Origin of the sequence: Nostoc sp. ChiQUE01b (assembly GCF_034531255.1) — a bacterium.
GTDB lineage: Bacteria > Cyanobacteriota > Cyanobacteriia > Cyanobacteriales > Nostocaceae > Nostoc.
The window spans coordinates 1-15,727 of the sequence record NZ_JAVRBM010000099.1 but is presented as its reverse complement, the minus strand read 5'-3'; the positions used below and the strand labels follow the sequence as shown (position 1 = coordinate 15,727).

The window sequence follows — 15,727 nt, the reverse complement described above, 5'->3', positions numbered from 1 at the left end:
GGTTGCATGATTAATGTTCTAATTCAATAATTCTTTGAAAAAGATAGCCTGCTCCTCTAGCAGTAATAATTAATTCTGGATTGTTGGGGTCATCTTCTAGTTTTCCCCTCAATCGGGAGATATGCACATCCACTACACGAGTATCTGCATGTTGTTCTGAGGTATAACCCCAAACAAGCCGCAACATTTCTCTACGGTCAAAGGACTTTCCTGAGTGACTCACCAACAACTCTAGCAGGCTATACTCTAGACCCGTCAACCGAATTCGCTCATCACCTTTGTAGACAGTTCGCTTATTTGTATCAATTTTGAGAAAGCCTACTTCAATCACTCCTGAATTGGGAACGCCAGCAGCACTTGTTTTGCTACCCCGTCGTCGCAATACTGACCGTATTCGCGCTTCTAGTTCTTTTGGTGAAAATGGTTTAACTATGTAGTCATCTGCACCTAACTCCAGCCCAGTGATTCGGTCAGCAACGTCTGCCAGAGCTGTAAGCATGATAATTGGGACATCAGTCTGTTTGCGTAATTCCTGGCACACACCGTAACCGTCTAGCTTTGGCATCATTACGTCTAAAACGATTAAGTCTGGGGCAGCACAACGAAACACTACTAATGCTTCTTCGCCATCACCAGCCGTAACCGCATCGTAACCAATCATGGAAAGACGCGTCATCTATCACCAGGATTTTTTCTTTATAGCTTTCCACGTTTTCAATACTTGTATGCAGTTAGAAAATCATGATATTCGAGCAATCCACGCTTTGAAGCGTTGCTGCAATATAATTTTATTCCTGCTTCTGCTCTGAAGTATCTGTGGCCTGGGTAGCGAAGCGATCGCTTGTGGCGTAATTTCTCGCTCTTTCTAGTCCATTTATTACGCTTTATGCTTTGTGGGATCAACTAGTTTATATGATTGCTCCGGTTCTCGCGTTGGTGGAAACGGATGTCCTGCGGTTGATGTTACCTCTAACCTTGTGCCTAACTTTTGGAGATTTAATTACTCTGTTATCTACTTCTAATTTCAGCTAACAACTATAGAGATAAATTTGGTTCGGTAACTGCTGGAAAACTCTCAAAATTTCGCCGCACCCAATCCATTCCCACTTCATTGTTTAACTTTACCTTTTGTGGTGTATTTGTATAAATTTTACTTAAAATCTTTGCATCTTGCTCTATGACTACATCAATCAATTTCAGAAGATTTTTTTTAATTAAATGTGCAATTGGAGAATGTGCCTTCATATATATCAACACAAACACACGAGATTGATTTTCTGTTTCTGGAAGATAGAAGTGACATTCTTTCAGACTCAATAGCTTATTGTTTCCGTGCATCAATCCCATAAATGGAAAGAAGTTTTCTAAATGAGCTTCTAATATTTTTGGCATCGCTAGTTGAGCCGGATTTTTGACAATTTCCCAAAATGTCGGTAATTTTCTAGGTTGCGTCAAATAGGCATGAGAATGTAACCCTTCGTCAATGAACTTTTTCACCTGAACTTCTTCAATCTCAAATAATTCTCTATGTGTTCCATTTTGATGGTTATAGTCGTGCATATTTAGCAGCAAGCTTAAAATATCAGTTGCAATACTACGTTCTCCTGTCGCCCCAATAAATTCATAATCTACTGCAATTTCATTCATTATATTTGGAATTGAAATCTTCGGTTCATACCCTCCATAAGTCCAAACAAAATCTCCTTCGATAACTAACTCTAGCGGCTGCATTAACGATTTACTTTGCTTATGAGAATTAGGCAAAACTGTACAACCTTAAGCATCAAATTCTAATGCATGAAAAGGGCAGGCTATGACACTACTACCATCTGGTTTCTTCACACACCAACCCTCTGATAACATTGCGCCCATGTGAGGGCAAGCGTTGGGTAAGGCATTAATCACGCCGTCGTTGTTTTGCCAAAGAACGTAATCCTTGCCCAATAAAGTAAATTTCCTCGGTTGATTAGGCTCAAGCATACAACGATGTGCCAATAGCCACGGTGCGCCAAGCAATTGCTTCATAGTTGGCCAATAACTTACTAATTAATTAGTAAGCTTATCAATTCCTTGCTGTAGAGTCAATTCCCTCCTTTCATCTCTTCAATTTATCTACCCCTTTGGTACCATATAAAGGCAAATCATAAATTCAAATGCAGTGGTTAAGCTCAGTAAACGAACAGCCAAATCAGCTCGCCTAGTTCGAGATGCTCAAATGACACAGCAGCAGATTTTGGATGCCGCCGAGTCCGAATTTTCACGGCATGGTTTAAATGGCGCGCGCCTGAGTGCGATCGCTCAAATTGCCAAGGTGACAACTGCAACTGTTCACTACTATTTCCAGAGCAAGGAAAGCTTGTACAAGGCAGTCTTACAACGTCCGGTTGATGAAGTTCAAACCATACTTGGACAATTTAATTTTGATAGTCTCTCTCCTGAAGAAGCCCTCAAGCAGGTTATTCGCATCGCTATTGCTAATGAAGCTCAAAATCCCCAACGTCAAATGCTGTGGTTTCAGGAAGCCAGCCAAAATCAAGGAGCATACTTTAAGGAGTGTAACGTTGCCAGCCTTCACGAACATTTACTCAAAATTTTAGAGCGAGGCATCGTAGAAGGTGATTTTCGCCCCCTCAACCCGTTTTTGGCTTTGACCCATATCTTAAGTGTTTGCCTGTTTTACTTCACAGTTCATCAAAACTGGAAACATTTAACGCCAGAGATCGATCGCCTCAGTCCTGACATGATTGAGGAACATACCCTTGAAGCGATTGCTTTTATTTTGGCAGCTGTCAAACGAGCCACAACATCATAAATCAACTTACTCAATCAACCTCAAATACCGATGGAATGCTTCAACCGCATTCGCTACACCATCCTCACCCCGAATCTTCTCCCCTAACTCTTGGGCTTTTTGAAGCATCGCCTTATCACCCAGTACAACTTCAATCGCTGCCGCTAGAGTTTTTTCTGATACTTCCTTGTAAGGTATGGGTTTGGGGCTGACTTCTAGCCGCATTAGCATCTCACCCCAAACTGGCTGGTCTGCAAAAAAGGGCACGACGATTGAGGGTATCCCTGCACGTAACACCGCCGCCGTTGTACCCGCACCGCCATGATGCACCATTACTTTTACTTGCGGCAGCAGCCAGTCATGGGGAACATCGCTCATGGCAAACACTCGTAGCGAATCTTTGATATTGACTATCTTACCTACGTTCCCCCAGCCTGACAGTATGATGCCGCCTTGTCGCGTTTTCTTTAGGGCCTCCACAATGTAGTACGTCAGATATTCTGGATTGGGCATCGTCATACTACCGAATCCAAAGCATAGAGGTGCTTGCTTTCGTCCCAGAAAATCTAGCAGTTCATCAGGAGCTTCATCTTCATATTCGTCGGCACGGTCGATAAACCAAAACCCGGTCACATACGCCCACGCAGGCCAATCCCTTGGTCTTGGGATAACATGAGAGCTAAAGCCGTACAGTACAGGAATTCTTGATACATTAGCTGGGCTTTTGTGTCTAAACCGACTGCCCAAAAATGGCAGTGGCGGCAATTTTAATGTTTCGGTTCGGAATTGGTTAATTAGTTTGCGATATCGCTGCCAATGCAAGAACTCTGCAATGAAGTAGCTTGCGTAGTTGATAACTTTCTTGAGCGGATTTTTTGTTGTTCGAGCGAATCTCAAAAAAGGGAACATTCCTGTGGGAGTCAACGGCACAACTGATGCCATGAAGCAGGGGACTTCTAATTTCTCCGCGATGTGGTATCCCCAGTTCGAGGACGGCGTGTAGATGATTACTTCTGTTCCTTGACACGCAGCGATCGCCGATTGCAACTGTTGACGTAACAGTTTCTCTTCATCTTCTAGCCTGAGCTTTTCCCCGGCAATCAGTCGCTGTCCCTTCTTCGATTGCAGAAACTCTTGCATATTGTCAGCTATAGGGGCAAACTCCAAATCAAACTGTCTCACGAATGAGGAGAAGTTTTCGTTGGCTGCTACCGTTACCTGATGCCCCGCACGTTTCAAGCCAATGCCCAAAGCACAGTATGGTTGCACATCGCCCACCGAACCTACTGTCAGGATGGTAATCTTCAGTTTTCGCTTCGGTGGGGTAGGTAAACTTTGGCTCAATTGCTTTCCTTGGGGTGCAACTTCTGTTCTACTGATGAATTTTATCGGATTGGGGATGGCTGTGGGCGATCGCTCTTATTCTGTCTTTTTCAGTTTTTGTTGATATTCCTGATATTCCTGATCTTTATGCTGCCAGTATTTATCTACAGTGCTTTTAGCAACCACAGCACTTTCATATTCATCTCCACCTTGGTTTATTAATCGCACTTTTGTTTGTTTGCGTAAATCAGAAACGATTTTCCCATTCACTTTACGCGTTTTTGACCAATCTAAAATTGCTTGTGGATAAGAACTATTACTAACATATTTTTCAGTAAGAATGTCTTGTAAGCTGTACCCCTTTAATTCTGGTATCCAGTAATAAATAAAACTTCCGTCTGGGTCTTTCTCGGAAATATTTTTATTGGGGTTATATATTCTAAAAGTATCGCTTAATGGATTGGTTACACCTGCCTGCATTTGCCATTGCCAATTATCAATTGCTAAATCACCGTCTACTAAATAGTTCATATAATGTTTAGCACCGTGATGCCATGAAATCCCGCAGTTAATTGTCAAGAACGTGGCACACATTGCCCTCATGCGAAAGTTCATCCAACCCATTGTTTTGAGTTGCCGCATACTTGCATCAATTAGTGGAAAACCTGTCCGGCCCTGTTGCCACGCTTGAAATAATTCTTGTTTTACGGGCGATAATGCTTCTGGTGTGTACAAACTATCAAATTCTGGGTAACGGTTTTTGTAAGCTATTTCTGGGTGAAAATAAAGGCGCTGTGTAAAACTATCATGCCAGCGCAAACGGTCACGAAATGCTTTTAAGGAGAAGTCTGATGCAGGCTGACTTTTCAGTTCTTCTGCCCTCGCTTTAGTGCTTTGATAGACACTACGAACAGAAATAGTTCCAAAAGTCAGATGCGGAGATAAATGTGATGTTGCACCCATCTGTGACAACATCGGACGTGATAGCTTCCAATGATACCCTTGATATCTACTCTTCAAGAATGAGTCTAATGTAGAGATTGCTTGCGTTTCTCCTCCCAAAAAGTAAACTTTTTCTACTGTCCAAAAATTTTGGTACTTCTGTTTCAGTTCTTCAAATGTTAACTGCGGTAGGTTAACCTTTAAATTCGGTGTATTGATAGTTTGAGGTGTTTGATGTTGGGGCTGTCTTTGGTAATTATAATATTGCTCAAACCACTCATCGCGCTTTTCTGACAACTGTAGAAAGTTGTTTAACCCAACGTGGTAATCAAGTTTTAATTCTTTGTAGAAATCGATTACACTTTTGTCTCGACTAATTCCGTACTCTACCTGCACATCTCGGTTAAACCAAAGCTTTGGTTTATACCCACAGGTCATTAACTGTTTAGTCAACTCTTGCAATATTTCTCTAGAATTGCCTTCAAATAAATATAATTGACTTCCCAATTTTCTCAAGTTCCTGTCTAAATTTTCTAATGATTCAAACAAAAACCTGACTCTCCCTTTTCCTACATCAGCCCAGGTATAAAACCAAGGATCAATAATAAACAATGGTAAAACTGCTGCACCGTCAGCAGTTGCCAACGTCACTATCTCGTTATCAGTTAGCCGCAAATCTCGACGGAACCACACAAGGTGCATAGTACAACTTTCTCAGCCTACAATACATTTGTACCAAATACCTCTGACGTTTTTCTACTCTAGCAATCAGATTGGTTACAACTCATTCATCAAATATTCAAACAGCGGTAATTGAATCACTTGTGTTTGTTTTGCATTCTCCAGGTTGGACAATGCAATTCCTAACAGCCTAACGCTCCGATTCTCAAGCTCAACTGCCTCAAACAATGCTGTAGCTGTTGCAATGATAGCCTCTAAATCACGGGTGTAATCGGGCATCGTCTTGCTACGCGTGATTTGTTGGTAATCAGAAAATTTGATTTTTAGCGTTAACGTGCGTCCCCTTGTGGAGTGTTGTTCTAACCTTTGCTGACAAGAAAGAGCAATTTGTTCGAGTTCGTGTAGCATTTGAGCACGAGAGCTTAAATTTACCGCAAATGATGTTTCTGCACCAACCGACTTGCGGACTCTGTTCGCCTCAACTATTCGGTCATCTTCTGCTCTGGCTATTTTGTAATAATGATGCCCGGCCTTTCCAAAATGTTGAGTCAGTTCAGACAGCGATCGCGTTTTCAAATCTGCACCAGTATGTATACCCAGAGAGTGCATCTTGGCCGCTGTTACTTCCCCAATGCCGTGGAACTTTTCAATCGCTAACCCTTCCACAAAAGCTTCAGCTGACTGGGGTAGAATCACCGTTAGTCCATTGGGTTTGTTCTGTCCTGATGCCATCTTTGCCAGGAACTTATTAATCGACACGCCTGCTGTTGCTGTTAAGTTTGTTTCTTTGAGTATTTCTGCTTTAATGTACCGAGCAATAGTGGAAGCATACGTAATATTTTGTTTATTCTCAGTCACATCCAAGTATGCTTCATCTAGGGCTACCCCTTCGACAAAATCGGTATAACGTTTGAATATTTCGTGGATTTGAGTTGAAACTGCTCGGTAGACATCAAATCTCGGTCTGACAAAGATTAATTCGGGGCATTTAGCCATCGCTGTGACTGATGGCATTGCTGAGTGGATGCCGAATTTCCTGGCCTCATAGCTGGCTGCTGCTACCACACCCCTTTGATTTGGACTGCCACCAACTACTAATGGTTTGCCTCGGTATTGCGAGTTGTCCCGTTGCTCAACCGATGCGTAAAAAGCGTCCATGTCTACATGGATAACTTTTCTAGTTGTAAAAGGGTAGCTTTGCACACTATTTTTGAGGCGAGTCAATTCTAAACTAGCAATCCTATAGTACACTAGCACTAGTCAAAGGGTCATGGAAGCATCTGTGCAATTTATTCAAGACTTGATAGAACTTTCACCTACCTGCTTCGGTTAGTTTTTCTATTAATAAGTGAGCGTGATAAATGTGGCTCAAATATGGTGTGGCATCAGATGGGACATTAATATGTGTTGAAGATGTTACTAGTGGTAAAACTGAGCTTTTTTGCCCTTACTGTTCTGGTGAGCTAACTGCTAAAAAAGGCAAAGTTAAACAGCATCACTTTGCTCATTCATCAGCCACTTGCCTACCTGTAGCTACGCGCGATTTCCTTATTTTACCACTGTACGATAATTTCAATATTTATCTATCGCGTAAAGATTTAGCACAGTTAAAATTGCTATGGAAAGAATACGGTTCAATCAATTATCCTATTAGCCCTGGCTTAGTTATTCCAGGGCTACTCAAAGCTGGAATGTTTCACAAAAATGTCTATTTAACCCCTCCAGCTTATGAATTTACGAATTTGGGTAAAATTCCTGTCGGAGCGTTAGAATTTGATTTATTCAACCAGGTGCAAGAGCCACTATTGCTTAAAAAGCTATTGAAACTGGAGCTAGCAGCCAAACACGCTTTATATAAAAATGCAGCAGATATGTTATATTGCCTTACTGACCTAACGCTTTATCGCGCACAATTTCAACGAATTTTATCTTGTACTCTCTATTTCTTAGAAATTCAAATATATCAAGGCACTTTGTACAAGATAGGAGTTACTACTAGACCTATCCAACAGCGATTGGTAGAAATAGAAGCAGATTTACTTGACCATTATAAAACTGTTGAAATTCAAATACTTGGAACTTGGGCACACCGAGGTAATGTTGAACTATATTTCAAGCACCGTTATCAGAGTTTCAATTATCGCATCGGCAGTTTAACTGAATACTTCAAGTTTAATCCCTCAGATGCTAACGCTGTCCTAAGTGAGCTACAGCAGATGAAATCTAAAGTACTTTCTCCATTTGAGATAGACATTCTTAGCGCTGGAATGCAAATCGCTGCAATTACATAAATAAAGGAGTTTCAGCAATCATCCGGGAGTGCAGCGTCGTATCAGAGCCTGGGTTCAATGGCGATCGCCCGCCCCATACCAGATCTCAACGATCGCCCCTATTCTCATGAGGCCTTTGTTGCCGTTTATCCCTCTTCTGTCAGTCTCCGAAAACTTTTGCCATTTCTGAATTCTAAAGCTTTTGTATAGCAAGCGATCGCCAGATTATTTCCTAATAACAAATACAAGACCTATTTTTTTCTAATAGGAAAGCCTGTATTGACTGACTGATAAAGCTTTCAGAGATTGACTGTACGGAAAGTGACAGAAGAGGGTTATAATCAAAGGATGCAAAAGCTTACCATCACCCGACCTGACGATTGGCATCTGCATCTGCGCGACGGTGCAGCACTCAAAGCGGTTCTGCCCTTCACGGTGCGTCAGTTTGCCCGCGCGATTATCATGCCGAACTTGAAGCCCCCTATCCGCTCGGTGGCAGATGCGGCTTGCTATCGAGATCGCATCCTCGCGGCTATTCCAGAGGGCCAACAGTTTGAGCCATTGATGACGCTCTACCTCACCGACAACACCAGCCCCGACGAGATTCTGCGGGCGAAAGAATCCCAGTTTATCAAAGCTGTCAAGTACTACCCAGCCGGTGCAACAACCAACTCCGACTCCGGTGTGACGGATATTCTTAAGTGCGATCGCGTCTTTGAAGCGATGCAGCAGGTGGACATGCCGTTATTACTGCACGGGGAAGTGACCGATAACGATGTTGATACGTTCGATCGCGAGAAGGTGTTTATCGAGCGACATTTAATAGAACTCAAGCAGCGATTTCCCAACCTGCGGGTGGTGCTTGAGCATATCACCACCTCCGATGCGGTGCAGTATGTCCTGTCTGCCAACACCATCGCGGCAACAATTACGCCACAACATTTGTTGTTTAACCGTAATGCCCTGTTCAAGGGCGGCCTTCGCCCCCATTTTTATTGCCTGCCCATTTTGAAACGGGAGGAGCATCGTCAGGCTTTGTTGCAAGCGGCAACATCGGGAAATCCGAAATTTTTTCTAGGTACGGATAGCGCTCCCCATACCCGCACCAGCAAAGAAAGTTCCTGTGGCTGCGCGGGATGCTTTTCGGCTCTGCACGCCCTTGAGTTGTATGCCGAGGCATTTGAAAGCGTCAAAGCCCTGGATAAACTGGAGGCGTTCGCTAGCTTTTATGGCCCAGATTTTTATCAACTGCCGCGTAATACCGAGCGAATTACCTTGTCCAAAACGACTTGGCGCGTTCCTGATGAAGTTCCATTTATGGAATCTGGGCTTGTACCTTTGGGGGCGGGGCAGGAAATGACATGGCAAATGGTATGACATTTGCATTGTGCATCAGCCGTTGTGGAATCCTGTCGGTTATGAATACTTGCTGCACTATCACTGCTTCTTCTTCCCATCCAGCCCATACTCCCGTTCCATTGCCGCCAACAGCCTCGCCTGTAACGCTGACAGATACGGCTTCGCCTGTTTTCCCAACCCCTGCAACAGCCAATCTACAGACACATCATGGTCTGCCACTTGATGTAACCGCCGCAATCGAAGGCATAGCTGTTGCATGAATTTACAATCATCATCTAGGAGTTCCAAAGACTTGAGATGTTCTATCTTTACGGTATAGTCTTCATCCCAGGTTTGGACTGTGCAACTGTAATCCCCAACGTGAGTAATCACGCCCCAGCAGCCGCTTTTACCTCGCAACTCAGGGTTGTCTTTGGGTAAGAGAACACAGATTTCTCCCTCTCGGTAGGGATTGGGGACTTTAGTTCCTTCTCGAATTCTATCTACAACACTTTGAACTATGCGACCAGAGGGAATTTTATTGCCTGCCTCTTCTACCGCTTGCTCCCAAACATGCGCTTGTTGAGGCGGTTCTAGCTCGGCTTTAGCCAATGAGCGCACCTGTCTTTCACTTGTCGGAAGAGGAATTTGCCGACCAATGGTCGGCAAATATTTCTGAATATTCTCATATACAGTAGTAGCAGATATCTTCAGGTAGGCTGCATCACGGCTATAACCAAAGCGATCGCGGCAATATTCCTCAAAAGTTTTATGCGTGGAGCGGTAAAGGCGGCGATCGCGCAACTCCATGAGTGCCTTGCCGGCTTCAACAAAAGCCTGCTCGACTTTTCGCTCTAAATGCAAGCGGTCGCGCTGTTCATCCTCGGTAAGTTCTGGTACTTCAACCGCTGCCACTTCAACCGTGACTGAGCCTGGGTTGTCCTGTTCTTCTTTTGCAGGCTTTAGTGCTGACTTTGGTTTTGAGGAAGTTGCGGCACTGGTCTTTTTACGAGAGGGGGAGCGGGTCATAGAGCCACCTCCGGTCTGAAGGTAGCGTTTGTGGTATTTAGTTGTGTCATTATAGTACTAGTGTTATTACTAATCCCCAATTTCTGTTATTCAGATTGGGGTTTTTCGTGTTTTTTATATCTTGGCATTTCTTTTAACTTTCACATTTTGACTTTTTTCCTCAAATCACAAAATATAAGCAGGATATGAAGCGTATTAACAAAAAGCCTGATTTACTCATCATCAAGAAGACTCCTGCCTCAGAGTCTCCATCACAGTTAGTTACGGCAGTTGATACGGTTGACAATTCACAACCTATTATTGATACTGTTAGCCCCTCTATTGAGCAACAAACAAATTTAGCTCCACAAACCCCAATTACAGAGTATTATCCTACTCATCTTCCAGTCTGGGATTATTATCCTCTAGTTCAATCCGTTGGCAACTCCGGCTGGCAAGTCTCTGAAATCTGGCGCGATCTTCGTGTTGATGGGGTTTTGTGATCGATCTGTTCACCAAAGCATTGTCGGACTTGGGCTTGCAATAAAACGAAACCTTGAAAATTAACTATGACTGGAGGCTATTATGTTGGTTGCTTAAATCTGAATTGTTTCGATATTGATCGCCTTGCTGCTTGGGCCATAGTTTATAACTGCTGAAATGCTTGTCATCTATACATTTTCACAGTTTTTGACTTCTTTTTCAGAGTTTGTGAGATATCCAGGGTATTTAAGGAATCTCTTAACTTCCACAAGAAAATCAAAAACATCCCGAAAAATATGGATTTTGGCTCAACCAGCTTGCTGACTTTTCCCGTTAAGTCTGTTTTGCAAGCTGCCAACCTTCACAAAGGTTGTGTAATTTTAACGAAACTGACCACAGGGCACAAACCCGAAATAAATCCCCAGCCTTATTAAAACGAATAACCGACTACGCCCACTCAAAACCACCAAGATGAGCGATCGCTTCCACAGCTCAACTAACTGTTAACACCTTGGGTAGTTTCGGAGATTTAGCTTTCAAAATCCTCAGTTCAAGGGGATTAAAAATTTCAATGGTCAGGGCTGAAGGCTGGGTGCGGTGGATATAAGTCAACTGTAAAAGCAAGGGCAGCAATCACACTCAAGAAACCAATGAGGGTTTTCATGCCCTCAGCAGCAAGCCTATATTTTTCTACCTGACATCCTGACTTAAAATTTTATGGTATTCTTCAACACGCCAGCGATACGTGTAAGCTAATGAGCATTTAAGTTGCATAACACCAGGGCTGAAGCCTTTACTCCAAGCGAATCAGCCTGGAAAAATGAATGACGATTAGCTTAGCAGCGTAAAATCGTAGAAGTCATCTGAATATCTGCAATAACTTCCGTTGTTAGCAACATCCATTCCACAAGTGATTCATTGTCTGGACAACCAATCTCAGTGGCATAAACAGCTGTGACTTGAAAAAGATTTTGGACAGGTTTGGGAAGAAGAAGTTGGACAAATCACAAGCTGAAATACTTATAACTTCGTTAAGGAATGAATACAGCAATCGGAATTTTGGAAAAAGAAAATGGACATAATACATAAAGTGGAAGAAGAAAATGGACATAATGACAAAAGTCTGTTTTACCGAAATCAGCTTGTGTCCCGCTGTTCTCAATTTACTCCCCCCAGGCGGGGAGCAAGCGGGTAATCGTCAGTCCTACAAACGTCGCCTGAAACCCTTAGTTTTCCTTGATGTTATTTTTTTAGTATTTTTGGAAGGTAAAGTTGGACAACCTGTCCATAATCTTCTTCAAGTCACAACAGCGTAGACCTGTTGTGGGTTATGGTTATCAAAACGATAAGGTGTACGGAGATTAACCTGACAAAATCTGATAGCCAGTTTGGTTTTTCGGGCAGGTCGCTGGTTCGTTTGAGGTAATTCAACTTTGTGTTCAAAACTGATAGGTTGTGCTTCGCGCTTTCGACTACAGACGCTCGCAGTTCAGTTTCTAAACTGCGGTTATGAACTGTACCGTATTTGCTGTGCTGTTTCTTAAATCCTTTGCCAGCAAGTATTTCAAGACTTAACGGGAAAAGTTAGAACCAGCTTGCTATTCATTGGCTGTTAACTTCCGGGTTAAAATCAAGAACTTTTCTAGGAAGTTGTGTTATGGCACTTTATAATCTTTTTTGTTTACACAGAGGATTTTGGTAATAGCGCCAAATCCAGTTAGTATTCCCTGATTAATGACCGTCTAATTGCCATGACTTACACAGAACAGATTTTTGAGATTTTCAGAGATGTTGCGAGTTGTCAACATCCTGACATAGTATTGATGAAAACGTTATTCGTCAGCGTACTCCACTTACCACCATTTCAAAATTTGGAGGCACCATAATCAGTCCGCGTCGTATGGGCTTTATGGGACGAGGATTTACTAATGCCAATTGCAAGCGTGACAGCATAGTTGCTACCATGAGTTTGATTTCAAGCTGTGCCAAAGCCGCACCAAGACAACGGTAATTACCACCTCCAAACGGTAAGTATTCAAAAGGAGAAAATTGGCGTTCTAAAAATCGCTCTGGCTTAAACTGCTTGGGTTCAGGATATACTTCTTCCCTCTGATGAGCCAAGTAAATAGAAACATTCACAATTGTTCCAGGTTCAAGGTGATAGCCCATAATCTCTATAGGCTTTTGTACAAAACGTGAAAAGGTACTCAACGATGTTGGATAAAGACGCAATGTTTCAGAACAAACTGCACTCAAATATGGCAATCGTGCAATTTCACTTATATCTCTAGTTAGCGCAAGTTCAGATAAGAGCTTTTCTTGAACTTCTGGCAAATAATGACTCCAATAGAGTGCCCAAGAAAGAACAGATGTCGTAGTTTCATAACCTGCAAATACAAGCGTTAATAAAGAATCACACAATTCTTTTTCTGTCATTAGCTTACCAGATTCATCATGGGTTTTTAAAAGCGTACTTAAAATATCTTTTTGGGAAAAACTGTTTTCGGCTTTCCGTTCTCTAATCAGAGCGTAAATTATTTTTTGAATTCGTTCCCTTTGACTCTTAAAACTATCTCCAAAGCTCCCAAATATATAATCCTTTACAAACAATGGTAGAAATAACAACGATGCTGAATTTAAAGGATTGTGGAAGAAATCGAACAAAGGACGAAGCAGTTGATGCAATTGATTATAGTGAGTACTATTATTTAGTCCAAACACAACATCAATAATAATACGAAATGAAATTTCTTTCATAAATGAGTAAACAGTAAAAATTTTTCCATTAGTCAACTCATTTATTCTTTCTTCAATAATTTCACAAATCCTTTGACTGTATTCACGTATTCGCTCTGAATGAAAACCAGGCATCACAATTCTTTTTTGCCTTTGATGTTGTTCACCGTCTAGGAAGAGAACAGAAGTATCCCCCAAAACTACCGACAACAGATTATTTTTTCGAGTAGAAGTTAAATAATCAGAATCAGATGCAAAAATCTTTTGTATGGCTTCTGGACTACTAAAAAAAATAGTAGCAGGTAGTTCATTTCCTAAAACTCTAAATGTATCACCATATTGTTGATGCCAGTTATCTAAAGTTTCTAGTGGGCGAATAAGAAATTGAATACTTTGCAATAGTGATGAATTTTGAGGCCCATTAGGAAGAGACATATCATTCAATAATAATGTTAATATTAATATTAGCGCTTCTTTAAAAAAGAAAAGATTAATATTTTAATTGTGAAGAATTCCAAAGGTTTTTTTAGGAGAGTTTTATGAAATATCAATACAATTTACTTAAACTTATTTTTACAACATTATCTATATATTTTACAAATATTTTTTCTACTAATGCCCAAATTATTCCAGACGGAAGTTTACCACAAAACAGTAACGTTAGAACAGAAAATAACATAATTTTTATTGAGGGAGGAACACGAGCAGCAGCTAACTTATATCATAGCTTTCAGAAGTTTTCTCTTCCTAGTGGTAATGCTGCTTTCTTTAATAATACTACTGATATTAAGAACGTCATTAGTAGAGTTACAGGCGGATCAGCTTCTAATATTGATGGTTTGATCAAGACCAACGGAACAACTAACTTATTTTTGATTAATCCTAGTGGAATTATTTTTAGTGAAAACGCAAAGTTGGACATCGGTGGTTCATTTATTGCTAGCACTGCAAGCAGCATTGATTTTGGTAATGGCTTACAATTTAGTGCTAATAAATTGTCACAACCTGAACCATTGTTAAGTATTAATGTACCTATTGGGCTAAAATTTGCAGGCATTTCTGGAGTTATTAAAGTTCAGGGGGCTGGGCATAGTATTAATAGCTCTGAAGTGTACTCTCCTTTAACTGCTCAAAATTTTTCCAATGGCTTACAAGTTAAGCCTGGCAATACTTTAGCTTTGATTGGTGGAAATATATTATTAGAAGGAGGAATTATAAGTACACAAAACGGCAAAATTGAATTACAAAGTCTTGCACAAGGAGAAGTTACTATTGACCAAAAAGATAGAGATTGGATATTAAACAACAAAGGAAATCAAAGCTTTGCAGATATTACGCTTTTAAATAATGCTTTGGTTTTTGCTGAAAGTAATAATGGTACAGCAAATAGTATCAATGTGCAAGGAAAGAATGTAAATGTTTTGAGTGGCTCTTTAATTATTAGTCAAAATCTTAGCCAAAACGTTAACTATGATTTTAGTAGAGGAATTATATTCAATAATTCTGGAATTTTAAGAGTGCAAGGAGAGTCAAAATTTATTACTAGCGGTATTTTTACTAGTAATTTCGGTAGAATACCAGGGGATAATATTGAAATCGGCGCTAATCAAGCAGAAATTGAAGGCGCACAAATAGCTACTACAACTTTTAATAGTGGATCTGGGGGCAAAATAATATTCAATACCAATTATTTAAAAGTTAGTGGTTCTATTCCTTCTATAGCTAATCCTCTGGGGTATGGGGGCATTAATACTTTTGCTTATAGCTCTGGAAACGGGGGTGATATTTCAGGAACGGTAAAAGAATTTATATTAGAGAACAAAGGTTCTTTTGCTGCAATTTCTAGTTCCAGGCTATTAGGGCATAGCGGAAATATCAATTTAACAGCAGGGATTATCAATATTAAAAGTGGAAGCAGCTTAGGTTCTTTAACTTTTGGAAATGGTAATGGAGGCAATGTATTTATAAATGCCAATAATTATATAAATGTAACAGAAGAAGCTATTTCTCTTGAACCAAGCTTGATCCAAGCTGCCACTTTTAGTAGTGGTAATGCTGGTAATTTAGAAATCAATACTCCGATATTATTTGTCCAAGATGGGCAGGGCGAACGCATCTAAATATAGTACATATATACTTAAAGAAGTTTAATCGC

The 15,727-nt window shown here is 41.1% G+C and carries 13 protein-coding genes and 1 pseudogene; 6 read left to right on the top strand and 8 right to left on the bottom strand.

Going from position 1 to position 15,727, the window contains the following annotated elements:
- Positions 1-10 precede the first annotated feature (10 nt).
- The 3 genes and pseudogenes from rpaB to RMY63_RS36015 form a co-directional block, all read right to left on the bottom strand.
- Positions 11-710, bottom strand: a pseudogene (gene rpaB, locus RMY63_RS36025) (response regulator transcription factor RpaB).
- 325 nt (positions 711-1,035) lie between these two features.
- Positions 1,036-1,731: a (2Fe-2S)-binding protein gene (locus RMY63_RS36020; protein ID WP_322733289.1), complete on the bottom strand. Its 696-nt coding sequence runs from the start codon at positions 1,729-1,731 to the stop codon at positions 1,036-1,038.
- Between the two features lie 45 nt (positions 1,732-1,776).
- Complete coding sequence (locus tag RMY63_RS36015; RefSeq protein WP_322733288.1) at positions 1,777-2,025, bottom strand: Rieske 2Fe-2S domain-containing protein; 249 nt, start codon at positions 2,023-2,025, stop codon at positions 1,777-1,779.
- Between the two features lie 133 nt (positions 2,026-2,158).
- Here RMY63_RS36015 and RMY63_RS36010 point away from each other — a divergent pair, with 133 nt between their 5' ends.
- The gene (locus RMY63_RS36010; RefSeq protein ID WP_322733287.1) at positions 2,159-2,812 is read left to right on the top strand and encodes a TetR/AcrR family transcriptional regulator; all 654 of its coding nucleotides are present in this window, start codon (positions 2,159-2,161) and stop codon (positions 2,810-2,812) included.
- Between the two features lie 6 nt (positions 2,813-2,818).
- Here RMY63_RS36010 and RMY63_RS36005 read toward each other — a convergent pair whose 3' ends face one another.
- The 3 genes from RMY63_RS36005 to dinB form a co-directional block, all read right to left on the bottom strand.
- Positions 2,819-4,135, bottom strand: coding sequence for a glycosyltransferase (locus RMY63_RS36005; RefSeq protein WP_322733286.1), 1,317 nt, complete (start codon positions 4,133-4,135; stop codon positions 2,819-2,821).
- Between the two features lie 75 nt (positions 4,136-4,210).
- On the bottom strand, positions 4,211-5,758 hold the full coding sequence (locus RMY63_RS36000; protein WP_322733285.1) for an FAD-binding domain-containing protein: 1,548 nt from the start codon (positions 5,756-5,758) through the stop codon (positions 4,211-4,213).
- Between the two features lie 75 nt (positions 5,759-5,833).
- Complete coding sequence (gene dinB / locus RMY63_RS35995; RefSeq protein ID WP_322733308.1) at positions 5,834-6,940, bottom strand: DNA polymerase IV; 1,107 nt, start codon at positions 6,938-6,940, stop codon at positions 5,834-5,836.
- 158 nt (positions 6,941-7,098) lie between these two features.
- Between dinB and RMY63_RS35990 the strand changes: the two genes are divergently transcribed.
- On the top strand, positions 7,099-8,028 hold the full coding sequence (locus RMY63_RS35990; RefSeq protein ID WP_322733284.1) for a GIY-YIG nuclease family protein: 930 nt from the start codon (positions 7,099-7,101) through the stop codon (positions 8,026-8,028).
- 300 nt (positions 8,029-8,328) lie between these two features.
- A complete protein-coding gene (pyrC, locus tag RMY63_RS35985) occupies positions 8,329-9,384 on the top strand; it encodes a dihydroorotase (RefSeq protein ID WP_322733283.1) in 1,056 nt (351 codons plus the stop codon).
- A gap of 60 nt (positions 9,385-9,444) precedes the next feature.
- On the opposite strand, the gene RMY63_RS35980 is transcribed toward pyrC, so the two are convergent.
- A complete protein-coding gene (locus tag RMY63_RS35980; protein ID WP_322733282.1) occupies positions 9,445-10,374 on the bottom strand; it encodes a hypothetical protein in 930 nt (309 codons plus the stop codon).
- Between the two features lie 185 nt (positions 10,375-10,559).
- Between RMY63_RS35980 and RMY63_RS35975 the strand changes: the two genes are divergently transcribed.
- Both RMY63_RS35975 and RMY63_RS35970 read left to right on the top strand, forming a co-directional pair.
- Positions 10,560-10,856, top strand: coding sequence for a hypothetical protein (locus tag RMY63_RS35975; RefSeq protein ID WP_322733281.1), 297 nt, complete (start codon positions 10,560-10,562; stop codon positions 10,854-10,856).
- Between the two features lie 1,083 nt (positions 10,857-11,939).
- Complete coding sequence (locus tag RMY63_RS35970; RefSeq protein WP_322733280.1) at positions 11,940-12,152, top strand: hypothetical protein; 213 nt, start codon at positions 11,940-11,942, stop codon at positions 12,150-12,152.
- 523 nt (positions 12,153-12,675) lie between these two features.
- Here the strand turns inward: RMY63_RS35970 and RMY63_RS35965 are convergent.
- Complete coding sequence (locus RMY63_RS35965) at positions 12,676-14,007, bottom strand: cytochrome P450 (protein ID WP_322733279.1); 1,332 nt, start codon at positions 14,005-14,007, stop codon at positions 12,676-12,678.
- Between the two features lie 104 nt (positions 14,008-14,111).
- Here RMY63_RS35965 and RMY63_RS35960 point away from each other — a divergent pair, with 104 nt between their 5' ends.
- Positions 14,112-15,692 (top strand): filamentous hemagglutinin N-terminal domain-containing protein, encoded by a 1,581-nt coding sequence (locus RMY63_RS35960; protein ID WP_322733278.1) that lies wholly within the window; start codon positions 14,112-14,114, stop codon positions 15,690-15,692.
- The last annotated feature ends 35 nt before the right edge of the window (positions 15,693-15,727 follow it).